The following is an 18,851-nucleotide window of genomic DNA, read 5'->3' as shown; positions in this document are numbered from 1 at the left end:
ATGACGGCACGCGGGCCGCGTCACCGTACGACCGTGGGCCCGGAACACCTCAGGTGTCCCGGGCCCACGCCCGTACCGCCTCAGGCCCTGGTGCCCGCCGACGAGGACCGGCCCGCGGGCGCGCCCGCCGCCGGCGCGGACGCCTCCTCGGACTCCTCCAGCCGCTCCGCCGTCCGGCGCGCGGTCTCCCGGGCCCACCGTCCGCTGCTGAGCGCCCCGACCAGCAGGACGCACACCCCGCAGCCGGTGATGATCCACCAGGCGGGCCTGCTCGCCGCCACGAAGTCGCCCGCCGGGCCGCTGCCGTACGAGGAACCCGCCCCGGCCACCCCCGCCGCGAGGACCGCCCCGATCACCGCGACGCCCAGCGTCTGCCCGATCTGCCGGCTGGTCGAGGCGACCGCCGCGGCCACGCCCGCCTGGGCGCGCGGCATCCCGGAGACGGCGGTGTTGGTGATGGGGGCGTTGACCGCGCCGAAGCCCAGGCCGAACAGCACGTACGCGGTGAACATTGACGCCGTGTCGCTCTCCGCGTCGAACGCCGCGAACATCAGCCCGCTCAGCGCCATCGCGACGCCCGCCACCAGCAGAGGGATGCGCGGACCGCGGGCGGCGACGACGCGGCCCGACAAGGGGGCCAGCACACAGACCACGGCCGCCATCGGCAGCGTCCAGAGGCCGGCGTCGAGTGCGCTCAGCCCGCGTACGTCCTGCAGATAGAGCGTGTTGACGAAGAGGAAGCCGCCCAGCGCCGCGAAGGCGCTGACCGCGATGACGGTGGCCCCGCTGAACGGGGCGCTGCGGAAGAACCGCAGATCGATCAGCGGGTCGGCGCGCCGGGGCTCGTACACCAGCAGGCCGGTCAGCGAGGCCGCCGCGAGCGCGGCGAAGAACAGGATCTCCGCCGAGGTCCACCCCTTCTGCGGCGCCTCGATGATCGCGTACGTCAGCGAGCCCAGCAGCGTGATCACCAGCAGCTGGCCCACCGGGTCCGGGCGGCGGGCCTTGGGGGCACGGGACTCGGGGACGCAGCGCCAGGTCAGCAGCAGCGCGGCGATGCCGACCGGCAGGTTGATCCAGAAGATCGACCGCCAGCCGACCGAATCGACCAGGGCGCCGCCCACCACCGGTCCCGCGGCCATCGAGATACCGACGACACCGCCCCAGACGCCGATCGCCCGCGCGCGCTCACGCGGGTCCGTGAAGGTGTTGGTGATGATCGACATCGCCACCGGATTGAGCATGGAGCCGCCGACGGCCTGCACCATCCGGAAGGCGATGAGCGTCTCCAGGCTCGGCGCCAGCGAGCAGAGCGCCGAGCCCAGGGTGAACAGGACGAGTCCGGCCATGAAGACCTTGCGCCGGCCGATCCGGTCGGCGGTGGAACCCGCGAGCATCAGCAGGGAGGCGAGGACGAGCGTGTACGCGTCGATCGTCCATTGCATCCCCGCGACGCTCGCGTCCAGGTCCTGGCGCATGGCGGGCAGGGCGACGTTGAGGACGGTGTTGTCGAGACCGACGATCAAGAGGCTCATGCAGCAGATCGCCAGTACGAGCATCCGTCTCCGGTGGCTGAGCTCGGGCATGCATGGATAGTACGGCTAACTAACGACTTCCGCTGCCAGAACCTTCGCCACCCCGGCCACCAGGGGGTGATCCCCGGCCGAATCCGCACCGGGCTTGGCCGTCAGCACCGCCAGCACCACGGGGACCCCGTCCGGCGTCCAGGCGATGCCCACGTCGTTGCAGCCGCCGTAGGAGCCGCCGCCGGTCTTGTCCGCGACCGTCCACCGCGGCGGCAGCCCGGCCCGGAAGCGGGTCCCGCTGGTCCGGCAGTTCAGCAGCCAGCCGGTCAGCCGCTCGCGGTCGCGGGGCTCCAGTACGTCCCCGAGCACGAGGCGGGCGTAGGTCCGCGCGATCGCGGCCGGGGTGGTGGTGTCCGTACGCCGCCCGGGCTCGGCCGAATTGAGCTCGGGCTCCCACCGGTCCAGCCGGGTCACCGGGTCGCCGGCCGAGCGGCAGAAACGGGTGACCGCGCGCGGCCCGCCGAGCTCACGCAGCAGCAGGTTGGCCGCCGCGTTGTCGCTGTCGCAGATCGCGGCGTCGCAGAGCTGGGCGATGGTCATCCCGTTCGCCAGATGCTCCGGGGTGCCGGTGACCGGGGAATCGGGGACGCAGTCCGCCTCCGTGTACCGCACGAGCCGGCCGAGCACCTCGCCGTCCCGGTCCAGATCCCTCAGCACGGCCGCCACGGCGAGCGTCTTGAAGGTGGAGAGCACGGGGAAGCGTTCACCGGCCCGGTGACGGACGCGGACCCCGGTGGCCAGGTTGTACGCGAACGCGCCGACCCGGGCGCCGTGCACCCGCTCCAGCTCACGCAGCCGGACGGCCGCGGTCGGCGGTGTACGCGCCGCGGCGGGCCCCGACGCGGCCACGAGCAGCGCACCGGCGGCCCCCGCACCGCCCAGTGAGAGCAGGGCGCGGCGGGTGGGGTCCGGCGCGGTGGCGGAGTCCGCCGGGGTCCTGGGTACGGCCGGCCCTAAGCGTGCGGCGGGATTCATGATTCTCGTCTCCTTCGTTCGCTGTCTCACTGCTGCCTTCCCCACGCTACGGACGGAGCACGGCAACGGGCGGCAGGGCGCCCCGGCCCGGCGGGCCGCACACGGCCACCGGAGCAGTTCCCGTCGTACGCGACAATGGGGCAATGACCACGCTCGCCCCCGCGCCCCCGCTGCTCCGTATCGGCCCGCACACCGTGCAGCCGCCGGTGGTCCTCGCCCCCATGGCAGGCATCACCAACGCGCCGTTCCGCACCCTGTGCCGGGAGTTCTCGGGCGGCAAGGGGCTGTTCGTCAGCGAGATGATCACGACGAGGGCCCTGGTCGAGCGCAACGAGAAGACCATGCACCTCATCCAGTTCGACGCGAGCGAGACCCCGCGCTCCATCCAGCTGTACGGAGTGGACCCCGTCACGGTCGGCAAGGCCGTCCGCATGATCGTCGACGAGAACCTCGCCGACCACATCGACCTGAACTTCGGCTGCCCGGTCCCCAAGGTCACCCGCAAGGGCGGCGGCTCGGCGCTCCCGTACAAGAGGCCGCTGCTGCGCGCGATCCTCCACCAGGCCGTCTCCAACGCCGGTGACCTGCCCGTCACCATCAAGATGCGCAAGGGCATCGACGACGACCACACCACCTACCTCGACGCCGGCCGGATCGCCGTGGAGGAGGGCGTCACGGCCGTCGCCCTGCACGGCAGGACGGCGGCCCAGCACTACGGCGGCACCGCCGACTGGGACGCCATCGCCCGCCTCAAGGAGCATGTCCCCGAGATCCCCGTCCTCGGCAACGGCGACATCTGGTGCGCGGACGACGCCCTGCGGATGATGCGCGAGACCGGCTGCGACGGCGTGGTCGTGGGCCGCGGCTGCCTGGGCCGTCCCTGGCTGTTCGGCGACCTGGTGAGCGCGTTCGAGGGTACGCAGACCCGGCAGGCGCCCTCCCTGCGCACTGTCGCGGACGTCATGGTGCGGCACGCGACGCTGCTGGGGGAGTGGATCGGTGACGAGGCCCGCGGTGTGATCGATTTCCGCAAGCACGTGGCCTGGTACCTCAAGGGCTTCGCGGTCGGCTCGGAGATGCGCAAGAAGCTCGCGATCACCTCGTCGCTGGAGGAGCTCGGCTCCCAGCTGCACGAGCTGGACCTGGACCAGCCGTGGCCGGACGGCGCCGACGGGCCGCGCGGACGCACCTCGGGCAACAACCGGGTGGTGCTCCCGGACGGCTGGCTGAAGGACCCGTACGACTGCGCGGGCGTCAGCGCGGACGCGGAACTGGACACGTCCGGGGGCTGACGGCCCGCCCACGGGGAGGGCACCGGGTGCCCTCCCCGCATCAATGCTCATCTGAGCGCAAAATCCGGCGAGAATCGGCCTTCAGGGCCGGGAAGTGGCGTCTCGCGCATCCGCGAGGCGTGTTTGAGTGCCCCTGTGTGAGCGATGGGACACCCGGAGCCACCTGGAAGGCGTCCGGATGGTGACATCTGAGCGGCGCTTCCGGCGTGATTCTCGCCACCTTGAGAGGTGTATCGCTCACATGAGCGCACAGAAACGGGCTGCACTTCTCAAATGATGGCACTGGGTGCCAGGTGGCTTCACTTTGATCGATCGACCACTTCCACTACTCACCGTCGCTGGATCTGTGCCCGATTAGAGCTCTCCGTATCCGTGCGTACAAGTCTTGAATGAATGCCCTTGATCGGCTCGCTCCCGGGGATACTTTCGATCTGCTGGCGGACGGGTGGTTGAGGCCGCATGACGCGCAAGTGGACGTACCCAGACACCTTCGATCTGGGTATGTTCCTCGCCGTCAGGGCAGCCACCGCGTCGTCGAGGAGTCGAGACTCGTGTCGGAAAACGAAGACCTTCAGAAGTTCGTCTACGACTTCACCGAGGGCAACAAGGATCTGAAGGACCTGCTCGGCGGGAAGGGCGCCAACCTCGCCGAGATGACCAATCTCGGGCTGCCCGTCCCTCCGGGCTTCACCATCACCACCGAGGCGTGCAAGGTCTACCTCGACAGCGGCGAGGAGCCGACGGCGCTGCGCGACGAGGTGAGTGCACACCTCGAAGCCCTCGAGACCCACATGGGCAAGAAGCTCGGCCAGGCCGACGACCCGCTGCTGGTCTCCGTCCGCTCGGGCGCCAAGTTCTCGATGCCCGGAATGATGGACACGGTCCTCAACATCGGGCTCTCCGACGCCTCCGTCGTCGGTCTCGTCGCCCAGGCCGGCGACGAACGGTTCGCGTGGGACTCCTACCGCCGCCTCATCCAGATGTTCGGCAAGACCGTCCTGGGGGTCGACGGCGACCACTTCGAGGAGGCGCTGGAGGCCGCGAAGGAGGCCAAGGGCGTCACCGTCGACGTGGATCTGGACGCCGCCGACCTGAAGAAGCTGGTCAAGCAGTTCAAGAAGATCGTCACGCGCGACGCCGGACGCGACTTCCCGCAGGACCCGCGCGAGCAGATGGACCTGGCCATAAAGGCCGTCTTCGACTCGTGGAACACCGACCGGGCCAAGCTCTACCGCCGCCAGGAGCGCATCCCCGGCGACCTCGGCACCGCCGTCAACGTCTGCTCCATGGTCTTCGGCAACCTCGGCCCGGACTCGGGTACGGGGGTCGCGTTCACCCGTGACCCGGCCAGCGGCCACGCCGGTGTGTACGGCGACTACCTCCAGAACGCGCAGGGCGAGGACGTCGTCGCGGGTATCCGCAACACCGTGCCGCTCGCCGAGCTGGAGTCCCTCGACAAGAAGTCGTACGACCAGCTGATCGCGATCATGGAGAAGCTGGAGACCCACTACAAGGACCTCTGCGACATCGAGTTCACCATCGAGCGCGGCCGGCTGTGGATGCTCCAGACCCGGGTCGGCAAGCGCACCGCGGGCGCAGCCTTCCGGATCGCCACCCAGCTCGTCGACCAGGGCCTCATCGACGAGGCCGAGGCGCTGCAGCGGGTCAACGGCGCGCAGCTCGCGCAGCTGATGTTCCCGCGCTTCGACGACGACGCCAGGACGCAGCTGCTCGGCCGCGGCATCGCCGCGTCCCCGGGCGCGGCGGTCGGCAAGGCGGTCTTCGACTCGTACACCGCCGTCAAGTGGTCCCGTTCCGGCGAGAAGGTCATCCTGATCCGCCGCGAGACCAACCCGGACGACCTCGACGGCATGATCGCGGCCGAGGGCATCCTGACCTCCCGCGGCGGCAAGACCTCGCACGCCGCCGTCGTCGCCCGCGGCATGGGCAAGACCTGTGTCTGCGGCGCGGAGGAGATCGAGGTCGACACCAAGCGGCGCCGGCTGACCGTCGGCGGGACCGTCGTCGAGGAGGGCGACATCGTCTCCGTGGACGGCTCCACCGGCAAGGTGTACCTCGGTGAGGTCCCCGTAGTGCCGTCCCCGGTCGTCGAGTACTTCGAGGGCCGGATGCACGCGGGCGCCGATGACGCCGACGAGCTGGTCGCCGCAGTGCACCGGATCATGGCGTACGCGGACCGGGTGCGCCGGCTGCGGGTGCGGGCCAACGCGGACAACGCCGAGGATGCGCTGCGGGCCCGCCGCTTCGGCGCCCAGGGCATCGGGCTGTGCCGCACCGAGCACATGTTCCTCGGTGAGCGCCGCGAGATGGTCGAGAAGCTGATCCTGGCCGACACCGACCAGGAGCGCGAGACGGCCCTGGAGCAGCTGCTGCCGCTCCAGAAGGCCGACTTCATCGAGCTGTTCGAGGCGATGGACGGACTGCCCGTCACCGTACGGCTGCTGGACCCGCCGCTGCACGAGTTCCTGCCCGACATCACCGAGCTCTCCGTCCGCGTCGCGCTCGCCGAGTCCCGCAAGGACGCCAACGAGAACGACCTGCGGCTGCTCCAGGCCGTGCACAAGCTCCACGAGCAGAACCCGATGCTCGGTCTGCGCGGGGTCCGGCTCGGGCTGGTCATCCCCGGCCTGTTCGCCATGCAGGTACGGGCGATCGCCGAGGCCGCGGCCGAGCGCAAGAACGCCAAGGGCGACCCGCGCGCCGAGATCATGATCCCGCTCGTCGGCACGGTCCAGGAGCTGGAGATCGTCCGCGAGGAGGCCGACCGCGTCATCGCCGAGGTCCAGGCCGCCACCGGCACGAACCTCAAGCTGAAGATCGGCACGATGATCGAGCTGCCGCGCGCCGCGCTGACCGCCGGCCAGATCGCCGAGGCCGCGGAGTTCTTCTCCTTCGGCACCAACGACCTGACCCAGACGGTGTGGGGCTTCTCCCGCGACGACGTGGAGGCCTCGTTCTTCACCGCGTACCTGGAGAAGGGCATCTTCGGGGTGTCGCCGTTCGAGACGATCGACAAGGACGGTGTGGGTTCGCTGGTACGCAGTGCGGTCGCGGCCGGCAAGGCCACCCGGCCCGACCTGAAGCTCGGCGTCTGCGGCGAGCACGGGGGCGACCCCGAGTCGGTGCACTTCTTCCACGAGGTGGGCCTGGACTACGTCTCCTGCTCGCCGTTCCGCATTCCGGTGGCCCGCCTGGAGGCGGGCCGGGCGGCCGCGGAGTCGCGGGGCAGCGACAGCCGCTGACGCGGCAGAAGCAGAATCACTGATTCCGCAACTGCCACCGGTGCGGGCGACCCTCACCGGACCGGCGGCGGCCGCGGAATTTCACAGGGCCTTTCGAGAGGCCCGGGCGGCGGCACCCTGTGCGGGGGTGCCGCCGCCTTGTCATGCCCGTCGGCATTTATCGGCCGATGGCGCGATGCGGGGGGACCGATGAGCGTATGTGAGCGCTTTCGATGGATCCCGGTGTTCCATTGCTTCGTTTAATCCGCAAAGAACATGAGCCGGAACGGACCGGGGTGCGGCCCATGGATCCCCATCCATGGGCCGCACCCGGCTTACCCCCATCGAGTGCGGAGCCGCACCATTGCCAACCGCCGCCGAACGAGCAAAACCCCCCACGGCCTTCACCCGCTCTTCCGGTGGCTCCGGAATCGCACCCGACGTCGTACAGCCTTTCGGGTGACGGCAGGCCGGGGCGAGACGTTTCACCTCTGGCCGAAACTCCGTGGTGACGTGCTGTTACCGGTCACATACTCTTACGCGGGGGTAATTGCACGTGCAAGGGGTGGGAGTTCGGTGCTGCGTATCCATGTATCCGGGTGGGACCTTTCCAAGGTGCGGATGGCCTCAGGGCCCGACGCGCTGTGGGAGACCATTCTCAGTTTTCACCGGCTGAGGGACCGCAGAGCTTCCACGGTCTTCGGGAAATGGCGTGCGGAAACCCGCCCGCGGCTGAATGGTGAAGCGCGCCTGCTGTCCACCCTGGTTCCATCTCGCGGCTATTTTCCCGACTTTCTGACGCCTTCCCGGGACGGTGTGGATCCGCTGGACTTCACCGCCGGAATGGAGGCCCTGCGCGAGACCCCGCCCGAGCGGCTTCAGGCCGAACTCGCGATGGTGGGCACCCAGGGAGCGGCCGGCGGCCGTGCGGCGTCGGCCCGGCGGGCCGTCCGGCCGGTCCGGCCGGAACAGCTGGGCGACGGCAGCGCCGAGCCCCTGGGCCGGCTCATAGGGGCCCTGCGCGGCTATCACCGCGCCGCCGTCGAGCCGTACTGGCCCCATATCCAGTCCGCCGTCGAGGCCGACCGCGCGGTCCGCGGCCGTGCCCTGCTGGACGGCGGCGCCGACGAACTGCTCGCCTCGCTCCCGCCGGTGATCCGCTGGCGGGCGCCCGTACTGGAGGCGGACTACCCGGTCGACCGCGAACTGCACCTGGACGGGCGCGGGCTGCTCCTCCAGCCGTCGTACTTCTGCCGCGGCACCCCGGTCGTCCTGCGCGACCCCCTGCTCCCGCCGGTGCTCGTCTACCCGGTCACCCACCCCGGCGCCCCGGTCTTCGCCGAACCGGGCCCCTGGCTCGGCCGGCTCCTGGGCAACACCCGGTCGACGGTCCTGCGGGTCATCGGCGACGGCTGCACGACCAGCGAGCTCGCCCGCCGGGCCGGGGTCTCCCTCGCCTCGGCGAGCCAGCACGCCTGCGTACTGCGCGAGGCGGGCCTCGTGCACACCCTGCGCCACGGCAGCTCGGTCCTGCACACGCTGACGCCCCTGGGCGGCTCGCTGCTCCGGGGCGGTGCGCCGCTCGCCCTGTCCTGACCCCGCGGGGATGCGGCCCGCCCGGGAGGTTTTCCGCAGGACTCGGCGCGGGAAGGATTTTTCGTCCGGCGCCGATGAGTTCCCGGTGGCCCCGGCGTCTACCTGTCGTAACGCGTTCGGGAAACGCACACAGGACACCACCGAGAGAGCGGGACGGCCATGCCTCAGATGATTTTCGTGAACCTGCCGGTCAAGGACATCGAGACCTCCAAGGGTTTCTTCGGCAAACTGGGCTTCTCCTTCAACCCGCAGTTCAGTGACGAGCGCACCGGCTGTCTCGTCATCAGCGACACGATCTTCGCGATGCTCCTGGAGGAGCCGCGCTTCAAGGACTTCACCAAGAAGGAGATCGCGGACGCCTCGAAGTCCACCGAGGTGATCCTGGCGCTGAGCGCGGAGAGCCGCGAGAAGGTGGACGAGCTGGTGGACACGGCGCTCGCCTCCGGCGGATCGCCGGCCAACGACACCCAGGACCTCGGCTTCATGTACGGCCGGTCCTTCCAGGACCCCGACCACCACATCTGGGAGGTCATCTGGATGGACCCGTCGGCGGCCGAGGCCGGCGGCCAGGCCTGATGAACCACGAGCCGGCCGTGCGGCGCCGTGGAAGGCGCCGCACAGCCGGGGGGTTCAGCCGCGGAACGGCCCCGTGACCTCGTAGGTGATGCCGCCGGTCGAGCTGCCGCTCGTCCCGCGCTGCGAGGAGAAGTAGAGCCGGGTGCCGTCCGGGGAGAACGCCGGGCCGGTGATCTCCGAGCCGGACTGGCCGTTGATGCGCAGGAACGGGGCGACGGTGTCGTCCGGAGTGATCAGGCAGATCTCCATGTTCCCGCCGTCCTCGGCGACGTACAGGTCGCCCGAGACGGACCGGGTGACGTTGTCGACGCCGGTCAGCGGGGCGCTGCCGCCGGTGACCAGCGAGTCGTCGTAGACGAGCGAGAGGCTGGACGCGTTCGCGTCGTAGGCCCACACCCGGTTGTCGCCCTTGGTGGTGAACCAGCAGGTGCCCGCCGCGTAGAAGCAGCCCTCGCCGCCGTTGAACACCTTGGCGCCGGAGACCTGGTAGCGGGTCAGGGTGGGCGAGCCGTCCGGGTCGGGGACCGTCGTCCAGGTCACCGGGCCCGAGGTGCCGGTGCCCGCCACCAGGACCTGAAGGGTGCCGGCGGACAGGTTGCCCCAGGTGGTGGGACGGAAACGGTAGAAGCGCCCGTCCGTCTCGTCCTCGGTGAGGTAGACGTACCCGTGGTCGGGGTCGGCCGCGGCCGCCTCGTGCTTGAAGCGGCCCAGCGCGGGGCGCTGCACGGCGGCGTTCACACCCCAGGGGTCCGTCTCGTACACGAATCCGCGGCTGACCTCCTCGCAGGACAGCCAGGTGTTCCACGGGGTGCGGCCGCCCGCGCAGTTGTTGTTCGTGCCGGACAGGATCCGGGACGCGGAGGTGACGGTTCCGGAGGAGTCGAAGCGCACCGCGCTCGCCCCGCCGCCGCTGCCGGAGGAGACCTCGGCGTTGGAGACGTAGATCCAGCCGCTGCCGTCGGCGAACGTGGCGCCGCCGTCGGGTGCGCTGTGCCAGGAGTACGAGGTGCCGGGGACGGTCTGCCCCGAGCGGGCGACGATCCGGCTGGTGAAGCCGCTCGGCAGCAGGATGCCGTTGCCGTTGGCCGACTGCAGCGCGCCATAGGGGCCGGTGGCCGGCTGGGCGGGGCCGGCGAAGGCGGCACCCCGCCACAGGGTGCCGCCGAAGGCCGCCGCCGAGCCGCCGATCACCGCTGTGCGCAAGAAGGTCCGACGTTCCACGATCACTCCACGGGTGAGTGAGGGCCCGCCGGTCCGGTCGGCCCGGCGGGTCGAACGTCAGGACAGTAGGGGGACACAGTTGACGGGGCGTCAACACGTGGTGAACAGACCGGGACTGGTCCGGCGGACCGGTCCCGGATCGTTCGGTCCGCGCGGACCGGTCCCGGTCCCGTCAGTCCGCACGGACCTCGAAGACCGGCACCGACACCTCGTCGTCGTCCAGGCAGGCACCCGTCGCCAGGTCGAAGCGCTGCTTCAGGAGCGGCGAGGCGACGAACGGCTGTCCGCCGTCCGAACCGACCAGGCCGCGCGACAGGACGTACGCCCCCGTGAACGGGTCCCGGTTGTCGATCGCGTACGTCCGCCCCGCCCGGTCCACGAACAGCGCGACCTGCCGGCCGTCCGGGAGGAGCGCGGCGACCCCGCGTCCCGGTGTCAGCAGCGAGCGGTCGCAGACCGTGAGCCAGTCGTCCCCGGCGGCGAGCCGGATGACCCGGGTGTCCTGCGCGGTCTCCATCGTCCCGTTCATCGTCTGGGTCGTCATCAGGAGGCGGTCCCTTCAAGAGTGCGGATGGCGAGAACCGGGCCGGCGAGGATGTCCAGGTCGGGCTTGACCTGGTCGCGTTCCGGGACGAACTTCACCGACGGGTCGGGTGCGTCGGGTGCGTTGACGAAGGTGACGAAGCGGCGCAGCCGCTCCGGGTCGTTGATGGTCTCGGCCCACTCGTCGCGGTAGCCGCGCACGTGGTCGGCCATCAGCCGCTCCAGCTCGTCGCAGAGTCCCAGCGAGTCGTGGACGACGACGTCCCGTACGTGCTCCAGACCGCCGTCGATCCGGTCCATCCAGGTCGAGGTGCGCTCCAGCCGGTCCGCCGTGCGGATGTAGAACATCAGGAACCGGTCGATGAGGCGCACCAGTTCGGCATCCGAAAGGTCCTGGGCGAGCAGGTCCGCGTGGCGCGGGGTGGCGCCGCCGTTGCCGCCCACGTACAGGTTCCAGCCCTGGGCGGTGGCGATGATCCCGAAGTCCTTGCCGCGGGCCTCCGCGCATTCGCGGGCGCAGCCGGAGACCGCCGACTTCAGCTTGTGCGGCGAGCGCAGGCCCCGGTAGCGCAGCTCCAGGTCGATCGCCATCTTCACGGAGTCCTGGACGCCGTAGCGGCACCAGGTCTGCCCCACGCAGGACTTGACCGTCCGCAGCGACTTCCCGTAAGCGTGCCCCGACTCGAAGCCCGCGTCGACCAGCCGGGTCCAGATCAGCGGCAGCTGTTCTACGCGGGCGCCGAACAGGTCGATCCGCTGACCACCGGTGATCTTGGTGTAGAGGCCGAAGTCCCGGGCCACTTCGCCGATCACGATCAGCCTCTCCGGGGTGATCTCGCCGCCGGGGATGCGCGGCACGATCGAGTAGGAGCCGTTGCGCTGGAGGTTGGCCAGGAAGTGGTCGTTGGTGTCCTGGAGGGCCGCCTGCTCACCGTCCAGCACATAGCCGCTCGCGCCGACCGTCGGCGCCAGCGAGGCGATGACCGAACCGACCGTGGGCTTGCAGACCTCGCAGCCGTCGCCCCCGCGCGCCGCCTCCCGGCCGTGGGAGTCGAGCAGCGCGGCGTACGAGGTGATCTCCAGGGTGCGGACGATCTCGTACAGCTCGCTGCGGGTGTACGGGAAGCAGCCGCACAGGCCCTTGTCCCGGCTCTGCGGGAGCAGCTGGCCGATGACCTTGACGCAACTGCCGCAGCCGGTACCGGCCTTGGTGCACTTCCTCACCTCGGGCAGCGTGGTGTGCTCGCAGATCGCCCCCTTGGTGACGTTGTGGCAGGAGCAGATCACGGCCTCGTCGGGCAGCGAGGACGGGCCGAGGGCGACCGGGCCGCCCGCGCCGGCCGGCAGCACCAGCTGCTCGGGGGCGACCGGCAGGACCGTGCCCGTCATCGGGCGCAGGGTGCCGTACTGGTCGGCGTCCCCGATGAGCACCCCGCCGAGCAGTGTGCCGTCCTGTCCGATCACCAGCTTCTTGTAGACGCCGGAGCGGGAGTCCGCGTACACCACGTCGAGGCAGCCCTCGGCGGCGCCGTGCGCGTCACCGAAGGACGCCACGTCCACACCGAGCAGCTTCAGCTTGGTCGACATGTCGGCGCCGGTGAACGAGGCCTCGTTGCCCGCGATGACCGCGGCGGCCGTCTGCGCCATCTCGTATCCGGGCGCCACCAGGCCGTACACCCGGCCGTCCGATGCCAGTGCGCACTCGCCGATCGCGAAGACCGCCGGGTCGGAGGTGCGGCACTCCTCGTCGACGACGATGCCGCCGCGCTGCCCGACCGCGAGACCGCAGTCCCGGGCCAGCTGGTCGCGGGGCCTGACCCCGGCCGAGAAGACCACCAGATCCGTGGCGAGCGACGAGCCGTCGGAGAGCGACATCCCGTTCACCGAGCCGTCCTCGCCCGCGGTGACCTCCTGGGTGCCGACGCCCGTGTGGACGGTCAGGCCCATGTTCTCGATGGTGCGCAGCAGCGCCGCGCCACCGCCCTCGTCGACCTGGACCGGCATCAGCCGGGGGGCGAACTCCACCACGTGCGTGTCGAGTCCGAGCCCCTTCAGCGCGCCCGCCGCCTCCAGACCGAGCAGTCCGCCGCCGACGACCGCGCCGGTCGTCGCCGTCTTCGCGTACTCCTCGATCGCGAGCAGGTCCTCGATGGTGCGGTAGACGAAACAGCCCTTGCTGTCCTTGCCCGGGACGGGCGGGACGAACGGGTAGGAGCCGGTGGCCAGCACCAAGGTGTCGTATCGGAAGGTCTCGCCGGAACGCGCGGTGACCGTGCGGGCCTCGCGGTCCAGGGACTCGGCCGGGTCACCGACGCGCAGCTCGAAACCGTGCCGCTCCATGAAGCCCTGCTCGACCAGCGACAGGTCCCCGGGCGTCTTCCCCGAGAAGTACGAGGTCAGCTGCACCCGGTCGTAGGCGGCGCGGGGCTCCTCGCAGAGCACGACGACCCGGGCGGCACCCGCGGTGGCCGTCAGCCCGCGGTCGGCGAGGGCCTCCAGGAAGCGCTGGCCGACCATTCCGTGCCCGACGACCACGATGGTCTTCTTGGCCGCCGCGGTGGAGGTGTGGGCGGTCGGGAAAGCGGACACCGGCATCTCAGGAGCCTCCGTCGTTGGTGAGCAGGTGGAGCAGGGACGTTTCGGCGGGGATCGGTGCGCCCGCCGTCCCGGCGCCGGTCACCACCACCCGCGCCGTGTTCTCCGTCCGTGTCCTCATGACAGGAAGCGTGACCGGGGGGTGTTACCCGTCCGGATCCCCGCTGTTTCCCGGGAGGAACCTTGCGCTCAGCGCCCGCGGAAGGCGCCTGTGAGGGCGGGCCGGCGGTGCCGAGCTCAGAAATGGCTCAAGCTTTCGGCGGCGGTTGGACGCGACACGTGCCGTTTCCTTAGGGTCGCGAGCATGCCTGACATCACCCTGACCACTCTCGTCGTGCTCTGCCTCGCCGCGGCCGCGGCCGGCTGGATCGACGCCGTGGTCGGCGGCGGCGGACTGCTCCTGCTGCCCGCGCTGCTGCTCGGCCTGCCGCACGTCCCGGCCGCCCAGATCCTCGGCACCAACAAGGCCGTCGCCATCGTCGGCACCTCGGGCGCGGCCGTCACCTACGCGCGCAAGGCACCGGTGAAGGTGGGCACGGCGCTGCGGATCGGTCTCGCGGCCCTGGCCGGATCGATGACCGGTGCCTTCTTCGCCGCCGGGATCAGCAGCGAGGTGCTGCGCCCGGTGATCATGGTGGTGCTGCTGGCGGTCGCGGGCTTCGTGATGCTGCGGCCCCAGTTCGGCAGGGCGGCCGGTGACGGTACGGCCCCCCGGGTCACCCGGGCCCGCACCGTCACCGCGATCGTCCTGGTGGGCGGCGGCATCGGCCTGTACGACGGGCTGTTCGGGCCGGGCACCGGCACCTTCCTGGTGCTGGCGCTCACCGCGGTGCTCCACCTCGACCTGGTGACGGCCTCCGCCACCGCCAAGATCGTCAACGTCTGCACCAACGGCGGCGCCCTGGCGATGTTCGCCTACCAGGGCAACGTGATGTGGCAGCTGGCCGCGCTGATGGCGGTGTTCAACCTGGCGGGCGGGCTGTTCGGGGCGCGGATGGCGCTGCGCAGGGGCAGCGAGTTCGTGCGCGGGGTGCTGCTGGTCGTGGTGTTCTCGCTGGTCGCGAAGCTCGCCTTCGACCAGTGGCAGGCCTGACCGGCGCGGGGGCCCTCAGCGCACGTCGGTGAGGTGGGCGTACGCCACCACGTTGCCCTCGTAGCCCGTCGACTCGGAGAATCCGCCGCCGCAGGTGATCAGCCGGAGCGAGGCGTGCTCCGAGGCGCCGTACACCCGCTGGTCGGGGAAGTCGTCGCTCTCGTACACCTCGATCGCGTCGAGCGAGAAGACGGCGGTACGTCCGTCCTGGCGGAGCACCTCGACGGTGCTGCCCCTCTTCAGCGAGCCCAGGTCGTAGAAGACGGACGGGCCCTGGGCGTTGTCGACATGACCGGCGACGATCGCGGTGCCCTTGGCGCCGGGCGGGGTGCCGTCCTTGTACCAGCCGACGATGTCGGTGTTCCCGGCCGGAGGCACGTCGAGGCTGCCGTCGGCGCCGAGCCCGAGCCGCATCATCGGGGCGTCCACCCGGATGCTGGGGATCTTGATGCGGACGGGCGCCGAGGGCCGCAGCGGCTCGGCGACCGGCGATCCGGGCAGCAGCGCGGGACCGGCGGCGAAGGCCTCGGCGGAGGCCGGGGCCGGCGGGGTCAGCCGGGTGTCGGCGCCGTTCCGGATCAGCCAGACACCGGCCAGCGCCGCGACGACGAGCAGCCAGCCCTTGGCCTTCTGGGACACGGTCGTCCTCCGGGTGACGGGGATCTGTCCGGCGGACCGGGGCCGGACAGGACCCCGGAAAAGGAGCGGTCCCGTCCCGGTGGCGCGAAGCCACCGGGACGGAAACCAGGCGGTACGGAGAGGTGGAAGTCTCCGTCAGCTGCCGTCCTGCGTGCCGCTCGCCCGGCGACGCAGGAGCCAGGCTCCGCCGACGGCGGTCGCGGCGAGAACGCCGGCTCCCGCCGCGATCTGGGTGGTGTCCGGTCCGACGCTGCCGCCGATACCGGTCTTCACATGCCCCGTGGGGGCGGTGGGTGCGGCCGAGGTGTGGTGGCCGGAGGGGGTCTCGTGGCCGCCGGACGAACTGTCGTGCCCGGCGGAGCTCTGGTGGTCCGAGGGACTCGGATACTCGGTGGGGGCGCCGCGGCCCGGGTTCGTGGGGGCGTCCGGCACGAGGGCCGAACCGGAGGCCTCGGCCTCGTCGAGCCCGGTGGAGTCCCGCTCCTCGGAGTCGTACAGGTCCGAGGGCAGACCGGCACCGGCGGGGGAGTCCTCGTCCGAGGACGCCGCGGCGCTGTCCTGGCCCACGGTGCCCGCGGCCTTCACCTCGATCTCACCCGTGGCCCGCTTACCGTTCTCGCAGGCCACATCGATGCTGTACGGGCCCGGCTCGACATTGCCCGGCACCCGGAACGAACCGGCCAGGACCTCCTTGAGGGTGGCCGGTGCCAGCGCGAACCCGGAGGCATCCAGGGCGCTCGCATCACCGGTGGCGGCGGTGTCGCCGCCGCAGGCGGTGGTGTTCACGGTGACGGTGGTGCCCGGGGCGGCACTCGCGGGAGTGATCTCCAGTGGCCCCAGCTCATCCCCGTACGCGGACGGGGCGGCGGCGCTGAGGCCGAGTGCGGCGGCGGCGAGAGCCGCGGCGGCGGTGCCGGTCACGAGGCGAACAGGACTGCGCATGGGGGTTTCCTCCGAGCAAGGGGCGCTGGCGGGTGTGTCCTTGCCCCGAGCTAACGGCCGGCCGGGCCCCCATGCCTGCTGACACCAAGTCAGCTTTCACCCGACCGGACCGGCGCCGCCTCCTTGCCACCGGGCATGTGTGCAGGTCACAGCCGTGATGGCGGGGCAGCCGCGCAGCCCTTCACGATCCGGTGCCGATCGGGTGATGACCCCCGCAGAAAAAGTGGCGCACGTCACATGCATGGCCCGGCCGACGCCGGGCACACGCATCACACCCCCCACGGGACGGTGCGCACAGCCGCCCCCGGCCGCCGCCCCCTCCGGACCCACCCCCCCTGGGCCCGGAGGGGGCGGTTCTGCGCCGGGCCGCGTCCCGCTCAGCCGGGTGCGGTGGCGGACCACTCGATGACGGGCGGCCGGATCCGGGCGCAGCGCGGCTGCCCCCGGTCGTCGGAGAGCGGCAGCCGTGCGGTGAGGTGCCCGGAGCGTACGGCCGCTTCGAGGACGTCCGCCCCGATGTCGGCGAACATCAGCTTGGCCCGCCGGAACATGGAGAACAGTCCGTTCGCGTCGACCGTGCCCCACGACAGGTAGACGAAGCGCCCGCCGAGCCGGTTCTGTACGTACGGCCCGGTGATCTCGATACCGTCCGGACCCGCGGCGGCGGTGCAGTCCAGGGTCCAGCGGGCCGCGGGGGCGTCGCCGGGGTGCAGGCCGAGGAGTTCACCGGGCCGGTCCTTGCGCTGCACGCCCACATGGATGTTCTCGTAACCGGGAAAGTCGCTTCCGGGCCCGCAGGCGCGGCCGGGGAGGCGTGAGCCCTCGATGTGGATCTGCATGCGCGCCTGCGGGCCTTCGGTGGGGATCTGCATGGGTCCATGGTCCCCCCTCGCGGTTCCGGGGCGGCCGGGCCGGCGGGGCGTACGGGGAGGGGGTGTGGGCGTAGCCGTGGGTCAGATGGTGTCGCGGGGAGCGGCCTCGTACGCCGCCCCCAGCCGCTTCATCAGCTCCTCGTCGACCGTGAACACGGTGTCGTCGATCCTGGCGACCGGAGCCATGCCCTGCGCATTGGTGACGAAGGCCGACCGGAAGGCCCCCAGACCGTCCAGCGTCACCGGCCGGCGCAGCGACCGCACCCCGGCGCCCGGCAGCTCCTGCTCCAGCAGCGCCATGGTGATGCCGGCCAGGGCGGGGGCCTGCGGCCAGACCACGCGACTGCCGTCCCAGAAGCCGATGTTGGTGATCGCCCCCTCGGTCACCGCGCCGTCGGGCAGGGTCAGCAGGGCGTCGTCGAAGCCGCTGCGGCGGGCCAGTTCCCCGTAATAGGTCTGACCGAACTCGCCGGGACGCTTGAGGTGCGGCACGACGCGGGCGTAGGGGACGGACATCAGGCTCTTCGGGGCGGATGCCATCGTCGCCGGGCCGCGCACCGTGACCATGACGGTCGTCTCGGCTGCACCCGGCGGCCGCAGGCCGTGCACCCGCACCGAGGCGTCCACCGCCCCCGAGCTCTCCAGCGCGTGCCGGATCAGTTCGCGCACCCGCCCGCCGTCCAGGGGGAGTTCGAAGAGCTCGCGGCTGGCTTCGTCCAGCCGGGCCAGATGCAGTGCGAGGCCGCGCACCCGGCGGTCCCGTACCTGCATGGCGGTGAAATGGCCGTAGTTGAAGAAAACGGCCGTCAGTAGGTCGGTCTCGGTGGCCGGATGCCCGTCGAACTCGGCGTAGGGGAGAGATGTGGCAGCTGGAGTCGTCATGCGTTCACCGTAGGCCGACACGCACGGCGTGCGGGCGGAAGTCGTTCGCGCTTGACCTCAACCATGGTTGATATATGAGCCTCTTCCCATGGACCTCACCGCAGCCGGAACCACGGCCACCGCTCTGCCCGCGAACACTCCTCTGCCCGCGAACACTCCTCTGAAGGTCGCGGTCATCCTCGCCAGCAACCGCGAAGGACGGTTCGCACCCGTCGTCGCCGACTGGTTCCTCTCCCGGACCGACGGCCACCCCGCGATCAGCACCGACCTGGTCGACGTCGCCGCACTCGGCCTCCCGGCCGCGCTCTCCTACCGTCCGGGCCCCGAGGACCGGGCCCTGCTGGCCGAGGTGTCGGGCCGGCTGGCCGACGCGGACGCCTTCGTCGTCATCACGCCCGAGTACAACCACTCCTACCCGGCCCCCCTCAAGAACCTCATCGACTGGCACCACGCCGAATGGCAGGCCAAGCCGGTCGCCTTCGTCTCCTACGGCGGGATCTCCGGCGGGCTGCGCGCGGTCGAGCACCTGCGGCAGGTCTTCGCCGAACTGCACGCCGTCTCGATCCGCGACACCGTCTCCTTCCACAACGCCGGCGCCCTGTTCGACGACGAGGGCAGGCACCGCGACCCGGCCGTTCCCGACGCCGCGGCGAAGGCGCTCCTGGACCAGCTGGTCTGGTGGGGCCTGGCACTGCGGGACGCGAAGGAGGTCCGTCCGTACGGCGGCTGACTGCGCGGCAGCGGCCGTTGCCCGACAATCGCGGGAGGGGGACCGCTGACTGCCCGGAGGAGACCGA

The 18,851-nt window shown here is 71.2% G+C and carries 15 protein-coding genes; 6 read left to right on the top strand and 9 right to left on the bottom strand.

What is annotated here, in order from left to right; all coding sequences use genetic code 11:
- Positions 1–80 precede the first annotated feature (80 nt).
- Entirely contained in the window at positions 81–1,586 is a 1,506-nt protein-coding gene (locus tag OG782_RS11320; protein ID WP_406449891.1) for an MFS transporter, read from the bottom strand.
- Between the two features lie 15 nt (positions 1,587–1,601).
- The gene (bla, locus tag OG782_RS11315; RefSeq protein ID WP_406449889.1) at positions 1,602–2,561 is read right to left on the bottom strand and encodes a class A beta-lactamase; all 960 of its coding nucleotides are present in this window, start codon (positions 2,559–2,561) and stop codon (positions 1,602–1,604) included.
- 143 nt (positions 2,562–2,704) lie between these two features.
- Between bla and dusB the strand changes: the two genes are divergently transcribed.
- The 4 genes from dusB to OG782_RS11295 all read left to right on the top strand — a co-directional run bounded on the left by dusB (position 2,705) and on the right by OG782_RS11295 (position 9,267).
- Entirely contained in the window at positions 2,705–3,853 is a 1,149-nt protein-coding gene (dusB, locus tag OG782_RS11310) for a tRNA dihydrouridine synthase DusB (protein ID WP_406449887.1), read from the top strand.
- A 551-nt stretch (positions 3,854–4,404) separates the two neighbouring features.
- Complete coding sequence (ppdK, locus tag OG782_RS11305; protein ID WP_406449885.1) at positions 4,405–7,116, top strand: pyruvate, phosphate dikinase; 2,712 nt, start codon at positions 4,405–4,407, stop codon at positions 7,114–7,116.
- A 555-nt stretch (positions 7,117–7,671) separates the two neighbouring features.
- Positions 7,672–8,691, top strand: a complete 1,020-nt coding sequence (locus OG782_RS11300; RefSeq protein WP_406449883.1) for an ArsR/SmtB family transcription factor — start codon at positions 7,672–7,674, stop codon at positions 8,689–8,691.
- A gap of 159 nt (positions 8,692–8,850) precedes the next feature.
- Entirely contained in the window at positions 8,851–9,267 is a 417-nt protein-coding gene (locus OG782_RS11295) for a VOC family protein (RefSeq protein ID WP_406449881.1), read from the top strand.
- A 54-nt stretch (positions 9,268–9,321) separates the two neighbouring features.
- On the opposite strand, the gene OG782_RS11290 is transcribed toward OG782_RS11295, so the two are convergent.
- From OG782_RS11290 to nirB, 3 genes are all read right to left on the bottom strand, one after another.
- Positions 9,322–10,488, bottom strand: a complete 1,167-nt coding sequence (locus OG782_RS11290) for an alkaline phosphatase PhoX (RefSeq protein WP_406449879.1) — start codon at positions 10,486–10,488, stop codon at positions 9,322–9,324.
- A gap of 172 nt (positions 10,489–10,660) precedes the next feature.
- The gene (nirD, locus tag OG782_RS11285) at positions 10,661–11,032 is read right to left on the bottom strand and encodes a nitrite reductase small subunit NirD (RefSeq protein WP_406449877.1); all 372 of its coding nucleotides are present in this window, start codon (positions 11,030–11,032) and stop codon (positions 10,661–10,663) included.
- Entirely contained in the window at positions 11,032–13,626 is a 2,595-nt protein-coding gene (gene nirB, locus OG782_RS11280; RefSeq protein WP_406449875.1) for a nitrite reductase large subunit NirB, read from the bottom strand. The genes nirD and nirB overlap by 1 nt, the downstream gene beginning before the upstream one ends.
- A gap of 304 nt (positions 13,627–13,930) precedes the next feature.
- On the opposite strand from nirB, the gene OG782_RS11275 reads away from it, so the two are divergent.
- Entirely contained in the window at positions 13,931–14,719 is a 789-nt protein-coding gene (locus OG782_RS11275) for a sulfite exporter TauE/SafE family protein (RefSeq protein ID WP_406449873.1), read from the top strand.
- Positions 14,720–14,734: 15 nt separating this feature from the next.
- Here OG782_RS11275 and OG782_RS11270 read toward each other — a convergent pair whose 3' ends face one another.
- The 4 genes from OG782_RS11270 to OG782_RS11255 form a co-directional block, all read right to left on the bottom strand.
- Positions 14,735–15,358 carry a class F sortase gene (locus OG782_RS11270; RefSeq protein WP_406449872.1) on the bottom strand — a complete coding sequence of 208 codons (624 nt, stop codon included), beginning with the start codon at positions 15,356–15,358 and terminating at the stop codon, positions 14,735–14,737.
- Between the two features lie 135 nt (positions 15,359–15,493).
- On the bottom strand, positions 15,494–16,300 hold the full coding sequence (locus tag OG782_RS11265) for a hypothetical protein (RefSeq protein WP_406449870.1): 807 nt from the start codon (positions 16,298–16,300) through the stop codon (positions 15,494–15,496).
- Positions 16,301–16,677: 377 nt separating this feature from the next.
- On the bottom strand, positions 16,678–17,139 hold the full coding sequence (locus OG782_RS11260) for a DUF5990 family protein (protein ID WP_406458988.1): 462 nt from the start codon (positions 17,137–17,139) through the stop codon (positions 16,678–16,680).
- 114 nt (positions 17,140–17,253) lie between these two features.
- Positions 17,254–18,054, bottom strand: a complete 801-nt coding sequence (locus OG782_RS11255; protein WP_406449868.1) for an aminotransferase class IV family protein — start codon at positions 18,052–18,054, stop codon at positions 17,254–17,256.
- A gap of 88 nt (positions 18,055–18,142) precedes the next feature.
- Here OG782_RS11255 and OG782_RS11250 point away from each other — a divergent pair, with 88 nt between their 5' ends.
- Entirely contained in the window at positions 18,143–18,784 is a 642-nt protein-coding gene (locus tag OG782_RS11250) for an NADPH-dependent FMN reductase (protein WP_406449866.1), read from the top strand.
- Positions 18,785–18,851 lie beyond the last annotated feature (67 nt).

Origin of the sequence: Streptomyces sp. NBC_00876, from assembly GCF_045207435.1 — a bacterium.
Classification (GTDB): Bacteria; Actinomycetota; Actinomycetes; order Streptomycetales; family Streptomycetaceae; genus Streptomyces.
Note: the sequence above shows the minus strand (reverse complement) of the source record. Positions and strands in the feature narration are given on the sequence as shown.